This is a genomic window from Azospirillum formosense (genome assembly GCF_013340925.1).
In the GTDB taxonomy this organism is placed as follows: domain Bacteria; phylum Pseudomonadota; class Alphaproteobacteria; order Azospirillales; family Azospirillaceae; genus Azospirillum; species Azospirillum formosense.
The window spans coordinates 1-22,518 of record NZ_WHOR01000071.1; the positions used below are offsets into that span (position 1 = coordinate 1).

A 22,518-nucleotide genomic window follows, 5' to 3' on the forward strand; every position below is an offset into this window, starting at 1 on the left:
AGCTCGCCTTTACCTACGCCCGCGCCGACCAGCCAAAGGCGGCGCGAAGCGTAGGGGGGAATGGGGGGGACAGGTGTGGGTGCACCTCGGTGTAATGAAATCAATGGGTTAGCGGACACTGGTGCAACCTTGGTGCAAGCCTCAAGGTGCAACGAAATCAACGAGTTACGAGCAACCTCGGTGCACCTCGGTGCACACGCTTTAATCGTCCTCGTCATCGTCATTCTCAACCGTCGCAATGCCGAAGATTGGCGCCCGGTTTGCCTTCTTGCCGACCACGGCATTCGCCACGATCCGCCCTTCGGAAAACAGCTCGGCCATTGCCGCCTCGATCTCTCCGCGCCCCACCCCGGCCATCTCGGGCATGCTGACCATCACCTTTACGGCGTAGTTGGGGGCCTGCTTTGAGTGCGAAACGTTGCGCCCTTGGCCGGCCAGCTTCGCGAGCGCGCGGAGGAAGGCTTCCTTGCCCCGGCGCACGCGCGCGCTACGGTCCATTCGGTCAACGGCATCGCTCCCCGCGGGCAGCACTGGCCGGAACACGCCCTCACGCCATTCCAGCGTCATCGGATCGCCGCTCGGGCCGTAGTTCGCCTTCTTGCGGCTCAACACCCGGAGGTCCTCGTTCGGCGGCACGCCCTCGGCCGCCTCGGGCCGGGTCAGATACCAGCGTGCGCGAACCGAATTGTTCCAGGCTGTATTGCCGCCGTCGCCGCGTCCGCTCGCCATGCCGGCCACCGACGGGTGCGCACACAGCAGCACGGCGCCGTCGATGGTCCTTGCGAGCCTGGTGCAGGCCTGCTGCACGAACTGGCGGACCTGCGGTCGAGCGTTCTCGTTCCCCCCGAACATGTCGGCCGCGGTATCGAGAACGACCAAGCGGGCGTTGAACGCGCCTGCGGCATCGGCAATCTGATCCCAGAACGGCGTGAGCTGGCCGCGGTCGCCCTCGAATGTCATCAGCAAGTTGTCGTGCCCAACGCGCGATATCCACCGCGCCTCGGTGAGGTCGCCGAACCCCACCCCGTAAGCAGCGTTTATGTCAGCCTGCCGGCGATGCAGTTCATCAGCGTCATCCTCACAGAAGATCGCAAGCGCACGGCACATCTCGACTTCGAGCCCGAGCCATTGCCGGCCGGTTGCAGCGGAGGCCATGAGCATCTGTGCGATGAGAGACTTGCCGAGTCCGCCATCGCCGTAGAGCGCTGTTGTCTGGCCCCACGGCATCCAGTCCCGAACCATCCAGCGGCGCGGCGGAATGTCGATTCCATCCAGTTCCACCGGGTTGACGAGCTCCAGAGGCGCGGGGCGATTTCCCGACGCTGGTGGCGCTTCCGCTGGCCGGAACCTTGCCGCAGCGTCAGCGGCGTTGCGGATCGCGTGCAGGTCATGCGGCATCGGCGAGGCTCCGCGCCCAATCGTTTACATCGTCGCCCTCGGTTGGCGGCAGGACGATCCGTGCTTCGCAGCCGGCGCCATGCCAGCGCACAGCGCATTTCTCCGCAGCTCGTCGGCCCGCGGGGTCGTGGTCGGCGAAGATCGTCAGCGACTCGATGCCGGGCAGCACGGGAAAAGCGCCCACGTTGCCGGCGTCGAGGCAGCACCAGACCGGCGCCCACCCGGCCGTCAGAACCGTCAAGCACGTTTCCAGCCCTTCGCCGATGCCCAGCCCGCTCATCACCTCGTCGTCGGGCGTGAGGCGGATCACGCCGCCGGCCTTGCGGTGCCCCTTCAGCAGGAGGCGCGGACGGTCTACTGGGGCTTTGCCGCTCCCGTCCGGGGCAAGCCATGTCCGGTGTAGGTTCAGCGCGCGGTTCGCGTCCGTCACGTCCGTGACCAGCGCCAGCAGCGCAGGGAATGCCTGATTCGGCCCGTAAGGCAGCGACGGGACCCAGCGCACAGCCTGCTCAGCAGGGAGTGCGTGGCATCCGCGTCCGATCAGGTAGCGCCCTGCGGCGCATTCGGGCGCCACCGGAAGGGCATCGTTCCAGATCCGCCAACCCCACGGGGCCAGCGCATCATGGCATGCGGGCGACGGCGCTGTGGAGCGCTGCGGCGGAGGTGTGTGGCAACTGGTGTCGCCCAGCAAATCCAACGCCCACCGCACCGCAGCAGGGAAATCCAGCGACAGTTCCCGCTGAATCAGCGAGAACAAGTCACCGCCTTCATCGGCGCCGTGCTCAAACCACTGCCCCCTCCGTTCCCCAGCGGTTGCGACGGACAGGGAGCCACGCCGCCCGAACCGCAAATCGTGGCGGCTGGAAAGCGGTAGGTTCGGGCTGCCCAGCAGGGCAGCCGCGACGTCTTCCGTCCTATCACGAAGCTGTTGGCGGAGGGCGTCCATATCGGCGCCGCGTTCATCAAGCATTTCCGGCGTCCGGCGGAGTGATATTCATGATCAGTGCCCCCGGCGCATGCTTCTCCGCCCAAGCCAGCCAATCGCCGTGGTGGCGCATGGTCGTCTCGATCAACATGGCGGGGTTTCCGGGGCGCAGCAGGGCAAGGGTGACGGCCAGCATGTAGTGGGCGGGATTGGCCCCGCCGGAGTAGATGAACACCGTCCCGGCCCGTCGCCCGATCCACTTCAACGTCTTGCGGTGGAACGCCCCCGGCCCCCGGCTGCCATCCGTCCCGCGGTCGTCACCCAGGATCGCAAGCATCGGCTGGCCGGCCACCTCACGTCCCGGTTCCGGCTGGCCGGCGCCATAGGTGACAAACAGAGCCAAAAGGTTAGCCTGCCGGATCGCGTGAAAGACCGGCTTGTAGTGATCGGGCGCCCAAGCCTCGAGCGCGAACAGATCGTCCGGTGTGATGCGGGTGGGCTCGCCGTTGTCGGTCATGGTCAGGCCTCCGCAGTAGCAAGCACAACGTCAGCCGTCGCCCCACCCCTTCCATTCATCTTGGCTGAAATCCAGTCGTCCACCTCGCTCTCAACCCAGGCAACTGAGTTTTCTCCCAGACGAATTCGACGTGGAAACTTGCCATTCTTTTCCAGGCGGTCGATATGCATGCGCGAGTACCCGACGCGCTCCTTCAGCTCCTTAAACCGTATCACTCGGACGCCGCTCTTCATTTCAACCTCCAAATCTGGCAGTGCGACACGCTGTGGCATAACGATACGCGGCGTGAAGCGTGGTTTTATGAAACCTGAAACCAAAATCACGCGCCGTCAAGCTGGATTTTGCTTTTCGAAAACCAAATCGTGTGGCATGTTATGCCCCGTGATGTGGCGTTCAATGCGTATTGATGGGGATTGAGATGCCTACAGTTTCCGAGGCCGTATCGTACATTTCCGCCGTAACATCCCTGCCTGCTGCAAGAATTAACGGCATAGCCCGGCAGTTGATTGATGATGGATTATTGCCAAAGAGTTCGGGAAGACGAATTGAGACGATCAGCAAGCGTCAACTTTGTCTGCTAATATTCGCCGTATTCGTATCGGATACTGTAAAAGATGCCACAAGAACAGCCATCTCTTATGATTCCCTAACTATTTGCGGAGATCATGAAGGCAATACAAAAGCAGGAGCCATATATGGCGATACTGCTGGCGAGCTATTTGTGAAACTAATCAACGAGTTCATAGTACGCGATTACGTCTATGGAAAAAATTACAACATCTATATATGCACAAGCGTAAAATACGTGCGCTTTGAGATTAATGATGAGCTGATGACAAACGGAAATACTGAGAATATTGAGTACTCAGATGCCGATGGCAGAATTTATCTTACCTTGGATCGCCCAATGTTTTTCGCGAAAATTCCAGGCCAGACCATTATGGAGCTGGCTTCCATGTGGAGAGAAGAAGATAGGGCGTCGCCTGAGAGGGAGTTATTTTAGCGCCAAGCGACTGCCCATAGGCCGCTACCTAACTGTTACCTAAAAATGCGAAACGGCCCCTCTCGGGGCCGCTCTTGATCGCTAAGCGCTTGATTTGGCTGGTGGGCGATGAGGGTTTCGAACCCCCGACCCTCTCGGTGTAAACGAGATGCTCTACCGCTGAGCTAATCGCCCGCGCCGCGTCGTTGACCGGATTGGCGTTCCAGACAACGAAAAGCCGGCCAGCCTGCGCTGACCGGCGCGCACTATGCCTGGAATGCCCTGTCCGTTCAAGACGTCATCACTTCAGCCCGTCCTTCAAGGTCTTGCCCGGCTTGAACTTCGGCTGTTTCGACGCGGGGATGGCGATCTTCTCGCCTGTGCGCGGGTTGCGGCCCTCGCTGGCCGCGCGCTCGGCGACCGCAAAGGTGCCGAAGCCGACCAGACGAACCTCCTCCCCGCTTTTCAGCGAGTCGGCGATGCCGTCGAACACGGCGTCGACCGCCTTGGTCGCGTCGGTTTTGGACAAACCCACGGCGTCGGCGACGTGCGCCACCAGATCGTTCTTGTTCACTTACTTCCTCCCTTCTCAAGCCACAAAGAAAATGGAAGCAATGCCGCCCAATGACTTCACGCATTCAAACGATAAACGCGACATCGCCCGCCCGTCAATTGCAGACGGGCGGGCGATGCGAAGCATGGGAACGCTTTAAGAGTGCTTTAAACGCCGGACCCGGTCAGTGACGAAGCACCTCGCCTCCGCCGTCGGTCTGCGGCTTGGCGACCGCCGGCTCGACCGCTTCCGGTTCCTTCCACTCGATCGGTTCGAGTTCCCGAACCAGGGCATGCTTCAGGACGTCGTCGACCGTGCTGACCGGGATGATTTCCAGGCCACGCTTCACGTTGTCCGGGATGTCGGCGAGATCCTTCTCGTTGTCCTTCGGGATCAGCACATGCTTCAGGCCGCCGCGCAGAGCGGCCAGCAACTTCTCCTTCAGACCCCCGATCGGGAGCACCCGGCCGCGCAGGGTGATTTCGCCGGTCATCGCCACGTCCTTGCGGACCGCGATGCCGGTGAGGACCGAGACGATCGAGGTGATCATCGCCACGCCGGCCGACGGGCCGTCCTTCGGGGTGGCGCCTTCGGGCACGTGGACGTGGATGTCCCGCTTCTCGAAGAGCGTCGGCTTGATGCCGAAGGCGGTGGCCCGCGACTTGACGTAGCTCTCCGCCGCCTGGACCGACTCCTTCATGACGTCGCCCAGCTTGCCGGTGGTGGTCACCCGCCCCTTTCCGGGGAGGCTGACCGCCTCGATGGACAGCAACTCGCCGCCGACTTCCGTCCAGGCCAAGCCGGTGGTGACGCCCACCAGATCCTCCAACTCCGCCTCACCGAAGTGGAAGCGGCGGACCCCGGCGTACTTGTCCAGGTTCCGACGGGTGACCGAGACCTTGGCGCCGGCGGAGCCCTTCATCAGGATCTCCTTCACGGCCTTGCGGCAGAGGTTGGCGATCTCGCGCTCCAGGCTGCGGACGCCGGCCTCCCGCGTGTAGTAGCGGATGAGGTCGCGCATCGCGTCGTCGGAGATGGCGAATTCACCCTTCTTCAGGCCGTTCGCCTCGATCTGCTTTTCGATCAGGTGCCGCTTGGAGATTTCGACCTTTTCGTCTTCGGTGTAGCCGGCGACCCGGATGATCTCCATACGGTCCAGCAGCGGCTGCGGCATGCGCATCGTGTTGGCCGTGCAGACGAACATCACGTCCGACAGGTCGTAGTCGACCTCCAGGTAATGGTCGTTGAAGGTGCCGTTCTGCTCGGGGTCCAGGACCTCCAGCAGGGCCGACGACGGGTCGCCGCGCCAATCGGCGCCGAGCTTGTCGATCTCGTCCAGCAGGAACAGCGGGTTGGACGACTTCGCCTTCTTCATGCCCTGGATGACCTTGCCGGGCATCGAACCGATGTAGGTGCGGCGATGGCCGCGGACCTCGGCCTCGTCCCGCACGCCGCCGAGCGACATGCGCACAAAATTGCGACCCGTGGACTTGGCGATCGACTTGCCGAGCGAGGTCTTGCCGACGCCGGGCGGCCCGACGAGGCACAGGATCGGCCCCTTCACCTTGTTCATGCGGTTCTGGACCGCAAGATACTCGAGGATGCGTTCCTTGACCTTCTCCAGGCCGTAGTGGTCGGCGTCGAGGATCTTCTGCGCGAGCTTCAGGTCCTTCTTCACCTTGGTGCGCTTCTTCCACGGAATGGACAGCATCCAGTCCAGATAGTTGCGCACCACCGTCGCCTCGGCCGACATCGGGCTCATGGAGCGCAGCTTCTTCAGCTCGGCCAGGGCCTTGTCGCGGGCTTCCTTGGAGAAGCGGGTCTTGTTGATCTTCTCTTCCAGTTCGGCCGACTCGTCACGGCCGTCCTCGGTCTCGCCGAGTTCCTTCTGGATCGCCTTGAGCTGTTCGTTGAGGTAGTACTCGCGCTGGGTCTTCTCCATCTGCCGCTTGACGCGGTTGCGGATGCGCTTTTCCACCTGCAGGACGCCGATTTCGCCTTCCATGAAGGCGTAAACCCGCTCCAGCCGCTCCGACACCGTGGCGCATTCCAGAAGCTGCTGCTTCTCCGGAATCTTCAGCGCGAGGTGAGAGGCCACCGTATCCGCCAGCTTGCCCGGCTCCTCGATCTGGTTGATCGAGACCAGGACCTCCGGCGGGATCTTCTTGTTCAGCTTGATGTACTGCTCGAACTGCGAGACGACAGCCCGGCCCAGCGCCTCAAGCTCCTGGCTTTCCCCGACCTTCTCCTCGACGAGATCGGCGTGGGCCTGGAAGAAATCCTCGTTCTCGGCGAACTTCGTGATGGACGCGCGCTGGCCACCCTCCACGAGCACCTTCACCGTTCCGTCGGGCAGCTTCAGCAGCTGCAACACGGTCCCAACGGTGCCGACGCTGTAGATATCGGCCGGCGTCGGATCGTCCTGCGCGGCGTTCTTCTGGGTGACGAGAAGGATCTGCTTGTCGTCCTTCATCACGTCTTCCAGGGCGCGCACGGATTTCTCACGGCCGACGAAAAGAGGCACGATCATGTGGGGAAATACCACGATGTCGCGGAGCGGCAGGACCGGATAGAGGGCACCACGAGGGATTTCGAACATTGATTGGGCCTCTTTCATTGGGACGCCGTCAGCCCGGGATGGGCCTGGGAAGAACCCCGCCTCGGGGGATGAGCACAGGGATCAAAAACCGGCACTTTTTCTAACGTGGCACAGCCATAGCCCCCCTTCAAGGGCCAGAACCCCAATTCCGTATGACGGTGCGCGTGCCGGTCCGACCGCTTCGCGGCCCGGCTGGCGCCCTCGATGTCTGCAAAAGCCGGAAACGACAAAGGGCGCCCGAAGGCGCCCTTTCCCGAAACCGATACTGATCGGCCGTGACAAAGTCAGGCACCCGGTGCCTGCTGCTCCCCGCGGCGTTCGGCGTGGACGTAAAGCGGCTTGGCACGCCCCTCGACCACCTCCTTGTTGACCAGGATGCTTTCCACCCCCGACAGGCCCGGCAGATCGAACATCGGGTCGAGGAGGATCGACTCCATGATCGACCGCAGGCCGCGCGCGCCGGTCTTCCGCTGGATCGCCTTGTGGGAGATGGTGCGCAGGGCGTCGTCGGAAAATTCCAGACGGACGTCCTCCATCTCGAACAGGCGCTGGTACTGCTTGACCAGGGCGTTCTTCGGCTTGGTGAGGATCTCGACCAGAGCCGTTTCGTCCAGGTCGGACAGGGTGGCGACCACCGGCAGACGACCGATGAATTCCGGGATCAGGCCGAACTTCAGCAGATCCTCGGGCTCGACCTCACGCAGGATGTCGCCGGTCGAACGCTCGTCCGGGCCGCGCACATCGGCGCCGAAGCCGATCGAGGTGCCCTTGCCACGCTGCGCGATGATCTTGTCCAGCCCGGCGAAGGCGCCGCCGCAGATGAACAGGATGTTGCTGGTGTCGACCTGCAGGAATTCCTGCTGCGGGTGCTTGCGGCCACCCTGCGGAGGCACGGAGGCGACGGTGCCTTCCATGATCTTCAGCAGGGCCTGCTGCACGCCCTCGCCCGACACGTCGCGCGTGATCGACGGGTTGTCAGACTTGCGGCTGATCTTGTCGACCTCGTCGATGTAGACGATGCCGCGCTGCGCCCGCTCGACGTTGTAGTCGGCAGCCTGGAGCAGCTTGAGGATGATGTTCTCGACGTCCTCGCCGACATAGCCCGCTTCGGTCAGGGTCGTGGCGTCGGCCATCGTGAAGGGAACGTCGATGATCCGGGCGAGCGTCTGGGCGAGCAGCGTCTTGCCGCAGCCCGTGGGGCCGACCAGCAGGATGTTGGACTTCGCCAGTTCGACGTCGTTGTGCTTGGTGCCGTGCGCCAACCGCTTATAGTGGTTGTGCACCGCAACAGAAAGGACCCGTTTCGCGTGATGCTGGCCGATCACGTAATCGTCCAGTACCGCATGGATGTCGCGCGGGGTCGGCACGCCGTCGCGGGACTTCACGAGGGTCGTCTTGTTCTCCTCGCGAATGATGTCCATGCACAGCTCGACGCATTCATCGCAGATGAACACCGTCGGACCGGCAATCAGCTTGCGGACCTCGTGCTGGCTCTTGCCGCAAAAGGAGCAGTAGAGCGTGTTCTTCGAATCGCCGCTGCTGGACTTGCTCATCGGTACTCCGTCATCTCGCGGGGGACTGATCCGTATAACCTGTCAACCGCCTGCGGCGTCCCCCGACGCCGGTCCTTTCAAAGGTTGTCCCGGGCAAGGCCCGTGACAAGGTTAACGCATCCGCTCATCCTTCGAACCCGATCCATCGGACCGGTTCCCCATCATTCAACAACAGGGAACCGGCGCAATCAATCATTAGTTCGCGCGCCCCGTCAGGCCGCGTTGCCGTCGCCGATCGAGCCGGGGCGCTTTTCCACGACCTCGTCGATCAGCCCGAAGGCCTTGGCCTCCTCCGGCGACATGAACTTGTCGCGCTCCATGGCCGCTTCGATGGTGTCGAGCGACTGTCCGGTGTGCTTGACGTAGATGTCGTTGAGGCGCGAACGCAGCTTCAGGATCTCCTGGGCCTGGATCTCGATGTCCGAGGCCTGGCCCTGGGCGCCGCCCGACGGCTGGTGGATCATGATCCGGCTGTTCGGCAGCGAGAAGCGCTTGCCCGGCGCGCCGGCGGCGAGCAGGAGCGAGCCCATCGAGGCCGCCTGCCCCATGCACACCGTCGACACCTGCGGACGGATGTACTGCATGGTGTCGTAGATGGCGAGGCCGGCCGAGACGTAGCCGCCCGGCGAGTTGATGTAGAGCGCGATGTCCTTGCTCGGGTTTTCCGATTCCAGGAACAGCAGCTGCGAGCAGATCAGGCTGGCGACGGCGTCGTTCACGCCACCGATCAAGAAGATGATCCGTTCCTTCAGCAGGCGCGAGTAAATATCGTACGCTCGTTCGCCCCGGTTGGTCTGCTCGATGACCATCGGGACCAGAGCATTCATCTTCGGTTCGAAGTCGTACATGGTGGTCTTCCCTGCTCCCGCAGCTCGGTTAGTCGTCTGAGCAGTCTACATATAGGAATGGAAAGGGGCGACCGGTAGGCCGCCCCACAACCTTTCTGACGATCAGGCCGCCTCGGCCTCCTCGTCGGGGTCCTTCATCAGCTCTTCGGCGGACACCGGCTTCTCGCTCACCTTGGCCTGGTCCAGGATGTAGTCGACGACCTTGTCCTCGAAGATCGGAGCGCGGAGGTTTTCCAGCGCTTCCCGGTTCTGCTTGAAGAACTCGAACACCTGACGCTCCTGGCCGGGGAAGCGGCGGGCTTCCGCGATCAGGGCGCGGTTGATCTCGTCCTGGCTGACCTGGATGTCGTTGCGGCGGCCGATTTCCGACAGCAGCAGGCCCAGGCGCACGCGGCGCTCGGCGATGCCGCGGTACTCGGTCTTCAGCTCCTCTTCCGGCTTGCCGGCGTCCTCGCCGGCGGTGCCGTTCTTCAGCTCCTGCTGAAGACGCTGCCAGATGCCCTCGAACTCGACGTCCACCATGCCCGGCGGGACCTCGAAGGAGTGGGCCTCGGCCAGCTTGTCGAGGAGCTGGCGCTTGACGCGCAGGCGCGACACGTTGGCGTACTCGCTCTTGATGCGGTCGCCGACGGCCTCGCGCAGCTTCTCCAGGCTCTCCATGCCGAACTCCTTGGCGAGGTCGTCGTTGACCTCGGCCGGGACGTTCTTGCGGAGTTCCTTGACGTCCACCTCGAACACGGTGTCCGCGCCCTTCAGGCGGTCGTGCGGGTAGTCGGCCGGGAAGGTGACCTTCACCGTGCGGTGCTCGCCGGCCTTGGCGCCGACCAGCTGGTCCTCGAAGCCCGGAACGAACTGGTTGGCGCCCAGCTCCAGCGGGTAGTCCTTGCCGTCCATGCCCGGCAGGGCCTCGCCATCGACCGAACCGGCGAAGTCGATCACGGCGATGTCGCCCTTCTCGGCCGCGCGGTCCTCGGTGACCGGGGCCTGCACCGAATGGGCGGAAGCCAGACGGGTCAGCGCCTCGTCGACGGCCGAGTCCTCGACCGTGGCGACCGGCTTCTCAAGCTCCAGGCCGCTGAGATCGCCCGGCTCGATGTCCGGCAGAAGCTCGACGCCCATGGTGTAGGACAGGTCGCCGCCGTCCTCGTACTTCTCGACGTTGATCTTCGGCTGCATGGCGATGCGCAGGCCGCGCTCGTTCAGCGCCTGGCGCGAGCTGTCGGCGATCGCATCCTCCAGAGCCTCGGCCAGCACGCTGCCGCCGTAGCGCTGCTTGATCACGGCAACCGGCACCTTGCCCGGACGGAAGCCGGGGAGCTGCACCGTCCGGCGCAGCTCTTCGAGCCGGCCCTGCACCTTCTGTTCGATATCCTGGGCGGAAATGACGACCTTGTACTCGCGCTTCAGGCCGTCGGCGCTGGTCTCGGTGATGTTCATCGGAACGAAAGCCTATCTCGTTGTCCGGCCCGGCGGCGCCCGTCCGGGCGGCCCGAAACCGTGTGTTCCCATGCGGTCCAAGCTGTTGCCATGGTGCGGGCGAAGGGACTCGAACCCCCACGACCGAAGTCACCGGAACCTAAATCCGGCGCGTCTACCAGTTCCGCCACGCCCGCAATGGCATAGACAGCCCGCGACGGGTGCGGAACACCCGACGGACTGCCGGCGAAGTCCGCTCTATAGCACAGGGTTCGCGCCGCAAACAGGCAAAATGGGCGCCGTTCCGCACGCCATTGGAGGGTGCCCGCGGTGGGGCCGCACGGAAGGGCGGACCGGCTCACGCGCCCCCCTTGCCCAACGACCGGATCGCGGAGGAGGCGTTGACCTTGCCCTCGCCCCGGTACGCCTCGTGATTGGCGTCGATTTCGCCCAGCTTGTAGCGGTAGTTGATCATCATCCCGCAGGATTGCCGCACCCCCTTGGGCGAGCGGTCGCCCAGCCAGTTCAGCCGCTCCATGCGGGCGCCGTTGCTGAGGTGGAAGTGCGCGACCGGATCGAGCGCCCGCGCCGGGGCCGCGCCCGCCCGCTCGCTGCGGCGGTCCGACGCGCGCGCCGTCGTCAGGTAATGCGCGCACAGCCGCATCAGCGGGCCGCGAAGCTGCTTCTGAAGCTCGTCGTCGGTGTGCCAGGAGGGGAGAGCCAGGGCGCCGGCCAGAACGGGACGCTCGTCGGCGTCGCTGTCCGTCTCCGATTCGCCAGTTTCCGGATGGCTGGCCATGGCCTCCGCGATGCGTTCCGCCTCGGGCGGGCTGAGCAGCGAATCGCCGCGCTCGGCCAGTTCCCGGTCCAGCCAGCGGCGGAAGCCGGGAATCGGCGACAGGGTGGCGAAGCACTTGATGTTGGGGAACTCGCCGGTCAGGCCGTCCACCACCCGCTTGATCAGGAAATTGCCGAAGCTGATTCCCGCCAGCCCCACCTGGGCGTTGGAGATGGAATAGAAGATGGCGCTGTCTGCGCTCTTCGGGTCGCAGACCGGGGCGGAGGGATCGAGCAGCGCCTGGACGTTGTCCGACATGCCCTGGACCAGCGCGACCTCGACGAAGATCAGCGGCTCGTTCGGCATGCGCGGGTGGAAGAAGGCGAAGCAGCGGCGGTCGGAATCGAGACGGTCCTTCAGGTCCCGCCAACCGCTGATCTCGTGCACCGCCTCGTACTTGATGAGCTTCTCCAGGAGCGAGGCCGGGCTGTCCCAGGTGATCCGGCGCATTTCCAGGAAGCCGACGTCGAACCAGTTGCGCAGCAGGCTCTTGAGATCGTCCTCCAGCGCCTGGAGCAGCGGCTCGCCGCGTGCCATCTCCATAAGCTCGGCGCGCAGGTCCACCAGGAATTTCACCCCTTCCGGCAGGCCGTTGAACTGGGTGAGCAGCCGCAGCCGCGGCGGTTCCAAGGCGCGGCGCAGGGCGCGCTCGGCGTGGCCGCGCGACACCGGATCGCCCGCCGTCTGGAAAGTGGCCATCGCCTGATCGACGGCGGCGCGGTCCACGTCGAAATCGCGCGCCAGCATCATCAGGAAATTGCGCCGCCCCTGCCCGTCCAGCGCCAGATAGGTGCGGCCGAGCTGCGCCGCCCGCGCCCGCGCCGACACCTCGCCGCCACGGCCGTCCAGGCAGGCTTCGATCTGTTCCTTCAGCCGCTCCGCGTCTTCCCTGGGCAGATTGGCGCGCGGCGCGGCACCGACCACCCCGCGGGCGGAGGCGGCAATCTCGCGCCAGCCCGCGCGCAGCGTGTCCAGGGTGCGGTCGAGCAGGCCCGGCGGCGCTCCCATCCCCGGGGTTGGGGCCTGGGACGGAACGGGCTCGGCGGATTTGATCTCTGGCGTCTCGCTCATACCCAGAGTCTGGCGTGCGGGCGCGCTCTCGGCAAGCCATAGCTTGAGCCCGGCCTTAAGAGTAAGTCCCCTGTCCAGGCGTATGTATGCCCTGGGGAGGCCAGATCAGCGCGCCCCCGCCTTGAGCCGCTTCAGCACCCCCGGCAGCGCATCCGGCAGATCCTCGGCGATCAGACCGGGCCCGAAGGCGTTCGCCGCCTCGCCGTGCAGCCAGACCGCGGCGCAGGCGGCGTCGAATGTGTCCATCCCCTGGGCGATCAGCCCGAGCGCGATGCCCGCCAGCACGTCCCCCGACCCGGCGGTCGCCAGTTCGGCCGGAGCGTTGGCGTTGATGACGGCCCGCCCATCCGGGGCCGCGACCACCGTGTCGGCACCTTTCAAAAGGACGACCGCGCCGCCGCGCGCCGCCGCGGCACGGGCGCGGGTCAGTTTGCCGCCCTCCTGCGCCGCGACATCTGGAAAGACCCGCGCGAACTCGCCCTCGTGCGGGGTCAGCAGGCAGCCGTCGGTCAGACGGTCGAGCAGATCGGCGGGCGATTCGGCAAAGCTGGTCAGCGCGTCGGCGTCCAGCACGCACGCCTTGCCGGCGCCCAGAGCCGCGAGCACATGGCCCCGCGTGTCCGCACCGACGCCGGCACCCGGCCCCAACAGAACCGCGTTCTTGCGAGGGTCCGCCAGCAGCGCCTCGAAGGCACCGCCGTCCGCCACGTCGCTGACGATCAGGCTGGGCGAGCCAGCGGCGTAGACCGGCACCGAGTCGGGCGGACAGGCCACCGTGACCAGCCCCGCCCCGGCGCGCAGGGCCCCGCGCGCCGACAAGCGCGCCGCTCCGGTCATCCGCGCCCCGCCGAGCACCACCGCATGCCCCCGCGCGTATTTGTGCGAGTCGAGCCGCGGCCAGGGAAAGCGCTGCCGCCACAGCTCCGGGCCGTTCACCAGGGTTTGCGGTGCGATGGCGTCCAGCACGGTGTCGGGAATGCCGATGTCGGCGACGACCACCTCCCCGCAGAGGATCCGGCCCGGCAGCAGCAGATGGCCGGGCTTGCGGCGGAAGAATGTGACGGTCAACGCTGCCCGCGGGGCCACCCCCATCACCTGGCCGCTGTCGCCGTGCAGACCGCTCGGCACGTCCACGGCGACGACGGTGCGCCCAGCCATCGCCTCGACCACGTCCTTCGCCATACCGTCGAGCGGACGGGCGAGGCCGGCCCCGAACAGCGCGTCGATGACCAGGGGGTTGCCTTCCAGCAGCCAGGGGTCGGCGGCCTCCACCGGGCCGGTCCAGCGCCCGGCCGCCACCGCCGCGTCACCGCGCAAGGCGGAGCGCGACCCCAGCAGGGCCAGCCGCACCGGCCATCCCGCTTCGAGAAGAAGACGCGCGATGACGAACCCATCGCCACCGTTGTTGCCCGGCCCGCACAGGACGACGGTCGGGTGCGGCGCCCAGCGCTCGCAGACCGCGCGCACCACCGCGGCCCCCGCCGCCTCCATCAGCACAGGCCCCGGCACGCCGCCCGCCATGGCCAGCGCGTCGGCGCGGTACATCTCCGCCACGGAAAGCAGTTCGTCCATCGCCTCCACCCGCCGCAATCCCGCATCACCGTCACCCGGCACAATAAGCACCGCGACGGCCGCAGCATAGCCGGGCACAGGAGGAATGAAAGGATTGGCCTGCTTGGCACAGGAATTGGAAGGAAGGACTGGGGCGATGGATGGGACTCGAACCCACGACCGCTCGGACCACAACCGAGAGCTCTACCAACTGAGCTACCACCGCCACCGGGGGACGGAATGACCCGTCCGCGAACACCCCACCCGCCGCTCCGATCGATGCAACGCCAACGTGAACTCTTCACAAGGCGTGCGCATCCACCGTCAAGGGGGACTGGGGCGATGGATGGGACTCGAACCCACGACCGCTCGGACCACAACCGAGAGCTCTACCAACTGAGCTACCACCGCCACCGGGGTCGCCTATTTGCCCCAAGGGACGGGTTGGGTCAAGCTCTATTTTCCACCATGTTCATCAATGTGGAAAGCCGGGTGAGAAGCCCACGCTACCCCATCCGAACGGGTATGGCTGCGCGGATTGCTTGCAGCTTGTGCACAAATATTGTTCACTTCGCCCTATCCGTTGGCAGTTGCGTGCCGCCCACGGTGGCATCGGCCCGCTGCGGCCCGGCATCCCACGCAGCCGGATCGCAACCGCTCCGATTGGCACGCAACGTGCTTTACATCGGACCGTCGGCAGAGCCGTGGACGGTGCCTGCCGGCGTTGGCACCTCGTACACGAGAGACCCATGAAGAAGATCGAAGCCATCATCAAGCCGTTCAAACTCGACGAAGTGAAGGAAGCCCTTCACGAAGTCGGCATCAAGGGCATCACCGTCACCGAGGCCAAGGGCTTCGGCCGTCAGAAGGGGCACACCGAGCTGTACCGCGGCGCGGAGTATGTGGTCGACTTCCTGCCGAAGGTGAAGATCGAGGTGGTGATGGAGGACTCCCTGGTGGAGCGGGCGATCGAGGCGATCCAGCAGGCCGCCCACACCGGCCGCATCGGCGACGGCAAGATCTTCGTCACCCCCGTGGAAGAAGTTGTCCGCATCCGGACCGGCGAGAAGGGAGGCGACGCGATCTGATCGCGTCCCGAGAACCCGACCACCGGCCAACATGAACCAGCCCCGCCCACAACCGACGCAAAGCCGGCCGACGCTGATCCGGCCGACGCAGACCGTCGCAACCGCGAGCGGAACGATCCGTGCGCGGAAGCCCCACAGGGCGCGACTTTTTGTGCTGTCACGTTGTGCGCTTGGGAAAGGCATGACATAACGTCCGCCGCGAGCGCCGTCACCCGCCCCTTGGTCGGTTTGACGCAGCGGGACCCAAACCTCTTAAGCGTGGAAAAAGAGATATGTCCGACATCAGCAAGGTCTTCGACCTGATCAAGGAACACGACGTCAAGTACGTGGACCTCCGCTTCACCGACCCGCGCGGCAAGCTGCACCACACCGCTCAGCACGTCTCGACCATCGACGAGGACGTGTTCGAGGACGGCATCATGTTCGACGGCTCCTCGATCGCCGGCTGGAAGGCGATCAACGAGTCGGACATGATCCTCCAGCTCGACCCGACCACCGCCGTCATGGACCCGTTCTCGGCCCAGCCGACGCTGAACATCCTCTGCGACGTCTACGAGCCGTCGACCGGCCAGCCCTACGCCCGCTGCCCGCGCGGCATCGCGAAGGCCGCCGAGAAGTACATGGCGTCGGCCGGCATCGGCGACACCGCCTACTTCGGCCCGGAAGCCGAATTCTTCGTCTTCGACGACGTCAAGTTCAAGGTCGAGATGAACAAGGTGTCCTACGAGTTCGACTCGGAGGAAGGCCCGTACACCTCGGACAAGGACTATGAGGACGGCAACCTGGGCCACCGCCCGGGCGTCAAGGGCGGCTACTTCCCGGTCGCTCCGGTCGACAGCGGCTCGGACCTGCGCGCCGAGATGCTGAGCGTGCTCGCCGAGATGGGCGTGCCGGTCGAGAAGCACCACCACGAGGTGGCCGCTTCGCAGCATGAGCTGGGCATCAAGTTCGACACGCTGGTCCGCACCGGCGACAACATGCAGTACTACAAGTACGTCGTGCACAACGTCGCCCACGCCTACGGCAAGACCGCGACCTTCATGCCGAAGCCCGTCTTCGGCGACAACGGCTCGGGCATGCACATGCACCAGTCGATCTGGAAGGAAGGCCAGCCGCTGTTTGCCGGCAACCAGTACGCCGACCTGTCGGAACTGGCGCTGTACTACATCGGCGGCATCATCAAGCACGCCAAGGCGCTGAACGCCTTCACCAACCCGACGACCAACTCGTACAAGCGTCTGGTCCCGGGCTACGAGGCTCCGGTTCTGCTGGCCTACTCGGCCCGCAACCGTTCGGCCTCCTGCCGCATCCCGTACGTCGCCTCGCCGAAGGGCAAGCGCGTCGAGGTCCGCTTCCCGGACCCGTCGGCCAACCCGTACCTGGCCTTCGCCGCCCTGCTGATGGCCGGTCTGGACGGCATCCAGAACAAGATCCATCCGGGCGAGGCGATGGACAAGAACCTGTACGACCTGCCGGCCGAAGAGCTGGCCAAGGTTCCGACGGTTTGCGGCTCGCTGCGCGAGGCCCTGGACAGCCTGAAGGCCGACAGCGCCTTCCTGCAGAAGGGCGACGTGTTCACGAAGGACATGATCGAGTCCTACATCGATCTGCGCACCGAGGAGCTGCTGGCCTTCGAGACCATGCCGCACCCGATCGAGTACAAGATGTACTACTCGGTCTGATCCATCGGACTTCGGTCCGCCGGTTTCCGGTGTCCGCCCCGCCTTCGCGGCGCGGCGGGCACCACCGGAGGGTCGAACCGCGGAGCAGAATGGGAAAAGGCCCACCGGCGGCAGCGTCGGCGGGCCTTTTCCATTTATGGAACCGTGAACCGTCGTCAGGCGGTGCCGAATCGCCGCGCCGCCTCGATGGTCAGGCCGGTGCCGACCGAGCCGAAGATGTTGCCCTCCACCACGCGGGCGCCGGGCAGTTCGGCCAGGATGGACGCCCGCACCTGCGGCAGCAGCGTGGAGCCGCCGGTCAGGAACACCGCGTCGATCTCCGCCGGCAGCGTGCCGGCCTCGGCCAGACAGGCGCGCACCCGCCCGCCGATGCGCCCGGCGAGGATCGCCGTCGCCTGATTCAACTCGTCCACCGACACCGGGCGCGTCATGCCGCCGCCGCCCCAATCCAGCAGCAGGCCGGCTTCCGGCCCGTCGGACAGAGCGATCTTGGTGCGCTCCACCGCCATGGCCAGGGCATGGCCCAGCCGGTGCTCGACCACGCCGATCAGCCGCTCGATGCGGTCCGGGGTCGCGGAATCGCGCTGAAGGCGCTCCAGATCGGCCATCGCCTTGGCGGTGTAGAGGAAGTTGATCTTCGACCAGGTCGCCAGATCGAAGAACAGGTGCTTGGGTGCCAGCAGACCGGGGCGCTTCATGGCGCTGCCGTGGCCCAGCAGCGGCATGGCCGTCGCCAGCGACAGGTCGCGGTCGAAGTCGGTGCCGCCGACCCGGATGCCGTCGTTGGCCAGGATGTCGGCGCTGCGGTCGGCCCGCCCGCGCCGCTCCGGCCCGATGCGGACGATGGAGAAGTCCGATGTGCCGCCGCCGATGTCGGCGATCAGGGCCAGTTCCTCCCGCTCCACCTGCTGCTCGTAGTCGAGCGCGGCGGCGATCGGCTCGTATTGGAAGGAGATGCCGCGGAAGCCGACGGAGCGGGCGATCTCGCCAAGCACCTCCTCCGCTGCGGCGTCGCCCGCCGGGTCGCCGTCGACGAAATGCACCGGGCGGCCCAGCACCACGTCGGTCAGTTCACCGCCGAGCGCGGTTTCCGCCCGCTCCTTCACCGCGGCCAGGAAGGTGGAGATGACCGCGCGGAAGGTGATGCGGCCCTTGCGGAGCGCGGTGTCGGCGTCGATCAGGTCCGTGCCCAGCATCGACTTGATGGAGCGCATCAGGCGCCCCTCGACGCCCGACGCATAGGAGTCGATGGCCGCCTGCCCGACCGTCACCGCGTCGGCTTCGAAATCGAAGAAGACGGCGCTGGGCAGGGTCGTCCGCGCGCCGTCCAGGGGAAGCAGGCTGTAACCGCCCGCACCCACTGCCGCCGTCCGCACGCCGAGCGTCGTGTTGGACGTGCCGAAATCGAGGCCGCAAGCCGTCATGGGAATCCCCGCCGTGATGGAAGGGGCGAGGCTATACAGGGGCCGGGCCTGCGGATCAAGACGCGCGACGGGACAGGCCGCGCTTGTCTTTCCTCTTCGGCGGACTTACTCCGCGGGAACGCTGCGGGTCGCCACGATGTGGTTCAAGGTGATGGTCATCACCGCCTCGCCATGCTGGTTCAGCGTGGTATAGGCCAGCCGGACCGTGCCGCGGTCACCGCGGCGGGACGGGATGGCCTCCACCACCTCCACCCGGACGCGCAACGTGTCGCCGGGGCGCACCGGGCGCAGCCAGCGCAGTTCGTCGCCGCCCGAGCCGCCCAGGCTGGTGCCGGTGATGGCCCCGGTGTCGCGGAACAGCCGGAAGGTCAGGGACAGGGTGTGGAAACCGCTGGCGATCAGCCCGCCGAACGGCCCCTCCGCGGCGGCCACCGCGTCCACGTGGAAGGGCTGCGGGTCGAAACGCTGGGCGAAATCCATGATCTGGCTGTCGGTGACCGTCGCCCCTTCGGTGTCGATCACGTCACCGACGCGGAAATCCTCGAAATAACGCCCCGCCATGCCCGCTGCCCTCCCGTTCCATTGGCCCTCGTATGGACGGTGCTAAATGTAGATGGCGCCATCCATATAGAGAACCGCTTTCCCGGCGATCCTCACGCGGTCCCCCACCAGTTCGCAGGACAGCGCGCCGCCGCGGGCCGAGACCTGCCGGGCCTTCAGCCGCTCCTTGCCCAGCCGCCGCGCCCAATAGGGGATCAGCGTGCAATGGGCGGAGCCGGTCACCGGGTCTTCGGGGATCCCCTTGGCCGGTGCGAAAAAGCGCGACACGAAATCCACGCCGCCGCTGCCCGGCGCCGTCACGATGACCGCGGAATAGTCCTCCAGCCGGGCCAGGGCGCCCATGTCGGGCGTCAGAGCGCGCACCGCCGCCTCGTCGTCATAGACGACCACAAGGTCGCGGGCCCTTAGCACCGCAAGCGGCACCGGCCCGCCCAGCGCGTCGAGCAGGCCGGCTGGCGGCTCGGCCAAAGGTTCCGGCGGGCGGCTGGGGAAGTCCAGCGTGTAGAGGTCGCCGTCGCGGGTGACGCTGAGGGCTCCGGCCTTGCGGGTGGTAAAGTCGATGCGCGGGCAGCCCCATTCCAGCATCGTCGCGATGACGAAGGCCGAGGCCAGCGTGGCATGGCCGCACAAATCCACCTCGACCGCCGGGGTGAACCAGCGAATCTCGTAGCCGTCGCCGTGGCGGACGATGAAGGCGGTTTCCGACAGGTTGTTTTCCGCGGCGATGGCCTGGAGCGTCGCTTCGGGAAGCCAGTCCTCCAGCGGCACGACCGCCGCCGGGTTGCCCGCGAACACCGCGTCCGCGAAGGCATCGACCTGATACAGGGGAAGGCGCAAGGTGCCTCCTTAGGGTTTTTCGGTGAACAGGAACGCCTGGGCGTGCCGCTCCATCCCCGCCGCCTCGTAGAAGGTGACCGCCTTGGGCGCGGACAGGAGAAGGCAGGTCACGCCCTCCCCCACCGCGGCGCGGGTGCGGCGCATCAGTTCCTTGCCGATGCCGCGCCCCTGGCAGGCGCGGTCGACGGCGAGGTCGGACAGGTAGCAGCAGAAGGCGAAATCGGTGACGGACCGGGCGACGCCGACCAAGTCGCCATCCGCGTCGCGGGCGGTGACGATCAGTCCGGCGTTGCGCAGCATCGCCTCCACCCGCGGGCGGTCCGCGACGGGCCGGCGTTCGGCCAGCCCGGAGCGGTGAAGCACGTCGATGAAGGCGTCGGCGGTCAGGTCGGGCTCGACGGCGTAGAGGATCGCATCGGCGCTCATCGGCTCACCCCCGCCAGAACGGCTTGCTGACTTCGCTGTCCACATCGGCGCGGGACACGCCGATGTCCTTCAGCAGATGATCGTCCAGCCGCATCAGCGCCTGCCGCTGCCGCCACCGCTCATAGCCGTTCAGACCGGCCTCCATCACGAACCAGACGGGGCGGATGCCGACGGTGAGGGCGCGCGCGATGACCTTGAAGACGGTCGTGAACGAGGACGATCCGGACGAGCGGGTCGCTTCCGTGGTGCGCATGATGAACCTCCTTCGTCAAAACATTCAGCCCCGAACAATCGAGACAATGGCGATTATGTCGACACAATCTCGCCGGTCAATGTCGTTATTGTCACCATTACATTTCCGATATCGGATGTATCTCCTGCGCCACACACATCGTGTCGGAACGACCCGCGCGAAGTCCGATGGGTGTCAGCGCTCCAGCCGTTCGGTCGCCTGCCTCCAGCGAGCCCGAAGACTGTCCAGATCGCGGGGGATCGCGATGTTCTGCTCGCCCGCCTTGAGGATCATGTCCAGCTGCTCACGCAGCGGTTCCCGCTGGGCGTCCGACCGGACGCGCGGGGCCAGCCGCAAAATGGCGTCGACGAGCCGGATGAGCACCGCGGCGTTTCCGCTCCCGGCCTGCCGGATCTGATCGAAGCCGGCACCGACGAAGCCGTCGTATCCGGTCACGTCCCGCACGACCCGGACAATTCCGGCGGAATCGCGCAGAACCGTCGGCTCGATCGCACGGTCGAAGATGCGGGCCATCGACGCCGAGAGATTGTCGATCACCGCCAAGGCGGTGAACACGTCGTTGATCCCTGGCGACAGGGCGCGGGTGGCCATCTCCACCAGTTGGCGGATGCCGAACTCCACATCCTGGGTCGGGGTGCGCTCCGAACCGACGATGAAGGCACCCCGGATCGCCTTCGACAGGTCCGCCGTGCAGGCGCCGGCCGGAAACACGGCCACATGCTCGCCGCCGCTGATGACGTAATGGCCGGGCCGGACATCGAGGCGAATCACCGAATCGGTTCGTTGGGCGGTGGCGACCAGACCGTCCAGGTCGATCGCCTGGACGTACCCGTCCTGGTCGAGGTCGACCCAGGCGAAATCGCCGCGCAGGTCGGGGGGCGTCTCCGGGGGGCTGTCACCGCGTTCGGGAAGCAGGGCTGCGGTCACCTCGTGCAGATCCGCCGCCACCCGCTGCACGACATTGTCGTAGATGATCGAGCGGGCAAGCTTGTGGACGTAGACCAGCAGAACGAACAGACACAGGGTGGTCAATCCGGTTCCGACGCTGACCGCCAGATGGGGCACACGATCGGCCTGGTTGCCGTCGATGGTCCGGAAAACGACCAGCAGATAGACGATGTCGGCCAGGAAGAGGCCCAGCACCGCCTGGGTCGTCCAATCCTGGATGAAATTGCGGATCAGTCGTGGACCGATCTGGCCGGCGGCCAAGGTCAACACGACCATGGTGATCGACACCACCAGCGACGTCATGGTGATCATGCCGGTCAGCAGCGACGACAGCAGCTGGCGCGCGTTGTCGGCGTCACCGGCGTAGAGGAGCCAGTAGTCCGTGGCGTTCTCCACAACGCCGCGCCCCCAGGTGAGCAGCGCGACCGCCAGCATCGCCGCCACCCCGCCCATCAGGAAGGGAACGAACCACAGGCTGGCGCGCAGAAACTCCCAATAATGGCGAATCCGGTCCTTCATTACCGCTCCCAGTGACGTGCCGTTCAAAACGGATGAACAACATCCGACGCCGCCACACGCCCCCTGCTCCGAGCGCGGCAGTCCGGACGAACCGACCTGGACGCCGGCCGGCCACGAAAAAGGCCGGCCGCTGAAAGCGGCCGGCCCGGCAGAGCGCCTTGATTGGCGCCGGATGCGGTCCCGTTACTCGCGGTTGCCCATGAGCTGGAGGAGCATCTGGAAGAGGTTGATGAAGTTGAGGTAGAGCGAGAGGGCGCCCATGACGGCGAGCTTGGTGTTGGCCTCGTGCCCGTAGCCCTCGGCGTACTCCTCCTTGATGCGCTGGGTGTCGTAGGCGGTCAGGCCGGTGAAGATGACCACGCCGATCACCGAGACGGCGAACTGCAGCGCGCTGGATCCGATGAAGATGTTGACCAGGCTGGCGATGACGATGCCGATCAGGCCCATCATCAGGAACGAGCCCATCTTCGACAGGTCGGCCTTGGTGGTGTAGCCCCACAGGCTCATCGCCGCGAACATCGCCGCGGTG

21 protein-coding genes and 4 tRNA genes are annotated in these 22,518 nt (G+C 65.8%); 3 read left to right on the forward strand and 22 right to left on the reverse strand.

All coding sequences use genetic code 11. The features are described from left to right. Positions 1 to 201: 201 nt before the first annotated feature. The 4 genes from GBZ26_RS11800 to GBZ26_RS11815 are packed head-to-tail and all read right to left on the reverse strand — an operon-like array spanning position 202 to position 3,073. The gene (locus GBZ26_RS11800; RefSeq protein ID WP_174439012.1) at positions 202 to 1,398 is read right to left on the reverse strand and encodes an AAA family ATPase; all 1,197 of its coding nucleotides are present in this window, start codon (positions 1,396 to 1,398) and stop codon (positions 202 to 204) included. Then, positions 1,388 to 2,368 (reverse strand): DUF7146 domain-containing protein, encoded by a 981-nt coding sequence (locus GBZ26_RS11805; protein WP_174439013.1) that lies wholly within the window; start codon positions 2,366 to 2,368, stop codon positions 1,388 to 1,390. The genes GBZ26_RS11800 and GBZ26_RS11805 overlap by 11 nt, the downstream gene beginning before the upstream one ends. Then, positions 2,361 to 2,840 (reverse strand): hypothetical protein, encoded by a 480-nt coding sequence (locus GBZ26_RS11810; protein WP_174439014.1) that lies wholly within the window; start codon positions 2,838 to 2,840, stop codon positions 2,361 to 2,363. Before GBZ26_RS11810 ends, GBZ26_RS11805 begins: the two co-directional genes overlap by 8 nt. 2 nt (positions 2,841 to 2,842) lie before the next feature. Further along, positions 2,843 to 3,073 (reverse strand): helix-turn-helix transcriptional regulator, encoded by a 231-nt coding sequence (locus tag GBZ26_RS11815; protein ID WP_174439015.1) that lies wholly within the window; start codon positions 3,071 to 3,073, stop codon positions 2,843 to 2,845. A gap of 185 nt (positions 3,074 to 3,258) precedes the next feature. Here GBZ26_RS11815 and GBZ26_RS11820 point away from each other — a divergent pair, with 185 nt between their 5' ends. Beyond that, positions 3,259 to 3,843 (forward strand): hypothetical protein, encoded by a 585-nt coding sequence (locus GBZ26_RS11820; RefSeq protein ID WP_174439016.1) that lies wholly within the window; start codon positions 3,259 to 3,261, stop codon positions 3,841 to 3,843. 99 nt (positions 3,844 to 3,942) lie between these two features. On the opposite strand, the gene GBZ26_RS11825 is transcribed toward GBZ26_RS11820, so the two are convergent. From GBZ26_RS11825 to GBZ26_RS11875, 11 genes are all read right to left on the reverse strand, one after another. Continuing rightward, positions 3,943 to 4,017 (reverse strand) — tRNA-Val (locus tag GBZ26_RS11825). 106 nt (positions 4,018 to 4,123) lie between these two features. After that, a complete protein-coding gene (locus GBZ26_RS11830) occupies positions 4,124 to 4,396 on the reverse strand; it encodes an HU family DNA-binding protein (RefSeq protein WP_174439017.1) in 273 nt (90 codons plus the stop codon). Between the two features lie 163 nt (positions 4,397 to 4,559). Next, positions 4,560 to 6,974: an endopeptidase La gene (gene lon, locus GBZ26_RS11835; protein WP_174439018.1), complete on the reverse strand. Its 2,415-nt coding sequence runs from the start codon at positions 6,972 to 6,974 to the stop codon at positions 4,560 to 4,562. 284 nt (positions 6,975 to 7,258) lie between these two features. Continuing rightward, entirely contained in the window at positions 7,259 to 8,527 is a 1,269-nt protein-coding gene (gene clpX, locus GBZ26_RS11840) for an ATP-dependent Clp protease ATP-binding subunit ClpX (RefSeq protein ID WP_035672995.1), read from the reverse strand. Between the two features lie 212 nt (positions 8,528 to 8,739). After that, positions 8,740 to 9,375: an ATP-dependent Clp endopeptidase proteolytic subunit ClpP gene (clpP, locus tag GBZ26_RS11845; protein WP_038528407.1), complete on the reverse strand. Its 636-nt coding sequence runs from the start codon at positions 9,373 to 9,375 to the stop codon at positions 8,740 to 8,742. A 102-nt stretch (positions 9,376 to 9,477) separates the two neighbouring features. Further along, a complete protein-coding gene (tig, locus tag GBZ26_RS11850; RefSeq protein WP_174439019.1) occupies positions 9,478 to 10,812 on the reverse strand; it encodes a trigger factor in 1,335 nt (444 codons plus the stop codon). A 91-nt stretch (positions 10,813 to 10,903) separates the two neighbouring features. Further along, positions 10,904 to 10,988, reverse strand: a tRNA-Leu gene (locus tag GBZ26_RS11855). A gap of 161 nt (positions 10,989 to 11,149) precedes the next feature. Then, positions 11,150 to 12,700 (reverse strand): malonyl-CoA decarboxylase, encoded by a 1,551-nt coding sequence (locus GBZ26_RS11860; protein ID WP_174439020.1) that lies wholly within the window; start codon positions 12,698 to 12,700, stop codon positions 11,150 to 11,152. Between the two features lie 105 nt (positions 12,701 to 12,805). Beyond that, positions 12,806 to 14,272: an NAD(P)H-hydrate dehydratase gene (locus GBZ26_RS11865; protein WP_174439021.1), complete on the reverse strand. Its 1,467-nt coding sequence runs from the start codon at positions 14,270 to 14,272 to the stop codon at positions 12,806 to 12,808. 129 nt (positions 14,273 to 14,401) lie between these two features. Next, positions 14,402 to 14,477: transfer RNA gene (locus GBZ26_RS11870), tRNA-His, on the reverse strand. Between the two features lie 109 nt (positions 14,478 to 14,586). After that, positions 14,587 to 14,662: transfer RNA gene (locus tag GBZ26_RS11875), tRNA-His, on the reverse strand. 338 nt (positions 14,663 to 15,000) lie between these two features. On the opposite strand from GBZ26_RS11875, the gene GBZ26_RS11880 reads away from it, so the two are divergent. Both GBZ26_RS11880 and glnA read left to right on the forward strand, forming a co-directional pair. Continuing rightward, complete coding sequence (locus GBZ26_RS11880; RefSeq protein ID WP_014240107.1) at positions 15,001 to 15,339, forward strand: P-II family nitrogen regulator; 339 nt, start codon at positions 15,001 to 15,003, stop codon at positions 15,337 to 15,339. 272 nt (positions 15,340 to 15,611) lie between these two features. After that, positions 15,612 to 17,021 carry a type I glutamate--ammonia ligase gene (gene glnA, locus GBZ26_RS11885; RefSeq protein ID WP_014240105.1) on the forward strand — a complete coding sequence of 470 codons (1,410 nt, stop codon included), beginning with the start codon at positions 15,612 to 15,614 and terminating at the stop codon, positions 17,019 to 17,021. 155 nt (positions 17,022 to 17,176) lie between these two features. Here the strand turns inward: glnA and GBZ26_RS11890 are convergent, their stop codons facing one another. The 7 genes from GBZ26_RS11890 to GBZ26_RS11920 all read right to left on the reverse strand — a co-directional run. Next, complete coding sequence (locus GBZ26_RS11890; RefSeq protein ID WP_174439022.1) at positions 17,177 to 18,445, reverse strand: Hsp70 family protein; 1,269 nt, start codon at positions 18,443 to 18,445, stop codon at positions 17,177 to 17,179. 105 nt (positions 18,446 to 18,550) lie between these two features. Next, positions 18,551 to 19,006 carry a MaoC family dehydratase gene (locus tag GBZ26_RS11895; RefSeq protein ID WP_174439023.1) on the reverse strand — a complete coding sequence of 152 codons (456 nt, stop codon included), beginning with the start codon at positions 19,004 to 19,006 and terminating at the stop codon, positions 18,551 to 18,553. 42 nt (positions 19,007 to 19,048) lie between these two features. Beyond that, positions 19,049 to 19,843 carry a PhzF family phenazine biosynthesis protein gene (locus tag GBZ26_RS11900; protein ID WP_174439024.1) on the reverse strand — a complete coding sequence of 265 codons (795 nt, stop codon included), beginning with the start codon at positions 19,841 to 19,843 and terminating at the stop codon, positions 19,049 to 19,051. 9 nt (positions 19,844 to 19,852) lie between these two features. After that, positions 19,853 to 20,269, reverse strand: coding sequence for a GNAT family N-acetyltransferase (locus GBZ26_RS11905; protein ID WP_174439025.1), 417 nt, complete (start codon positions 20,267 to 20,269; stop codon positions 19,853 to 19,855). Between the two features lie 4 nt (positions 20,270 to 20,273). Next, on the reverse strand, positions 20,274 to 20,522 hold the full coding sequence (locus tag GBZ26_RS11910) for a DUF1127 domain-containing protein (RefSeq protein WP_174439026.1): 249 nt from the start codon (positions 20,520 to 20,522) through the stop codon (positions 20,274 to 20,276). A gap of 174 nt (positions 20,523 to 20,696) precedes the next feature. Further along, positions 20,697 to 21,989, reverse strand: coding sequence for a DUF2254 domain-containing protein (locus GBZ26_RS11915; RefSeq protein WP_174439027.1), 1,293 nt, complete (start codon positions 21,987 to 21,989; stop codon positions 20,697 to 20,699). A 183-nt stretch (positions 21,990 to 22,172) separates the two neighbouring features. Then, on the reverse strand, positions 22,173 to 22,518 hold a 346-nt coding region (locus tag GBZ26_RS11920), incomplete at its 5' end, for a Bax inhibitor-1/YccA family protein (RefSeq protein WP_174439028.1).

Excerpts from the sequence above, each read along its gene's own strand:
- GBZ26_RS11890 (WP_174439022.1), bottom strand. The coding sequence starts at position 18,445 with ATGACGGCTTGCGGCCTCGATTTCGGCACGTCCAACACGACGCTCGGC.
- GBZ26_RS11805 (WP_174439013.1), bottom strand. The coding sequence starts at position 2,368 with ATGCTTGATGAACGCGGCGCCGATATGGACGCCCTCCGCCAACAGCTT.
- GBZ26_RS11815 (WP_174439015.1), bottom strand. The coding sequence starts at position 3,073 with ATGAAGAGCGGCGTCCGAGTGATACGGTTTAAGGAGCTGAAGGAGCGC.
- lon (WP_174439018.1), bottom strand. The coding sequence starts at position 6,974 with ATGTTCGAAATCCCTCGTGGTGCCCTCTATCCGGTCCTGCCGCTCCGC.
- GBZ26_RS11865 (WP_174439021.1), bottom strand. The coding sequence starts at position 14,272 with ATGGACGAACTGCTTTCCGTGGCGGAGATGTACCGCGCCGACGCGCTG.
- GBZ26_RS11915 (WP_174439027.1), bottom strand. The coding sequence starts at position 21,989 with ATGAAGGACCGGATTCGCCATTATTGGGAGTTTCTGCGCGCCAGCCTG.
- clpP (WP_038528407.1), bottom strand. The coding sequence starts at position 9,375 with ATGTACGACTTCGAACCGAAGATGAATGCTCTGGTCCCGATGGTCATC.
- GBZ26_RS11800 (WP_174439012.1), bottom strand. The coding sequence starts at position 1,398 with ATGCCGCATGACCTGCACGCGATCCGCAACGCCGCTGACGCTGCGGCA.
- GBZ26_RS11810 (WP_174439014.1), bottom strand. The coding sequence starts at position 2,840 with ATGACCGACAACGGCGAGCCCACCCGCATCACACCGGACGATCTGTTC.
- tig (WP_174439019.1), bottom strand. The coding sequence starts at position 10,812 with ATGAACATCACCGAGACCAGCGCCGACGGCCTGAAGCGCGAGTACAAG.
- GBZ26_RS11860 (WP_174439020.1), bottom strand. The coding sequence starts at position 12,700 with ATGAGCGAGACGCCAGAGATCAAATCCGCCGAGCCCGTTCCGTCCCAG.
- clpX (WP_035672995.1), bottom strand. The coding sequence starts at position 8,527 with ATGAGCAAGTCCAGCAGCGGCGATTCGAAGAACACGCTCTACTGCTCC.
- GBZ26_RS11820 (WP_174439016.1), top strand. The coding sequence starts at position 3,259 with ATGCCTACAGTTTCCGAGGCCGTATCGTACATTTCCGCCGTAACATCC.
- GBZ26_RS11905 (WP_174439025.1), bottom strand. The coding sequence starts at position 20,269 with ATGAGCGCCGATGCGATCCTCTACGCCGTCGAGCCCGACCTGACCGCC.
- GBZ26_RS11880 (WP_014240107.1), top strand. The coding sequence starts at position 15,001 with ATGAAGAAGATCGAAGCCATCATCAAGCCGTTCAAACTCGACGAAGTG.
- glnA (WP_014240105.1), top strand. The coding sequence starts at position 15,612 with ATGTCCGACATCAGCAAGGTCTTCGACCTGATCAAGGAACACGACGTC.
- GBZ26_RS11910 (WP_174439026.1), bottom strand. The coding sequence starts at position 20,522 with ATGCGCACCACGGAAGCGACCCGCTCGTCCGGATCGTCCTCGTTCACG.
- GBZ26_RS11895 (WP_174439023.1), bottom strand. The coding sequence starts at position 19,006 with ATGGCGGGGCGTTATTTCGAGGATTTCCGCGTCGGTGACGTGATCGAC.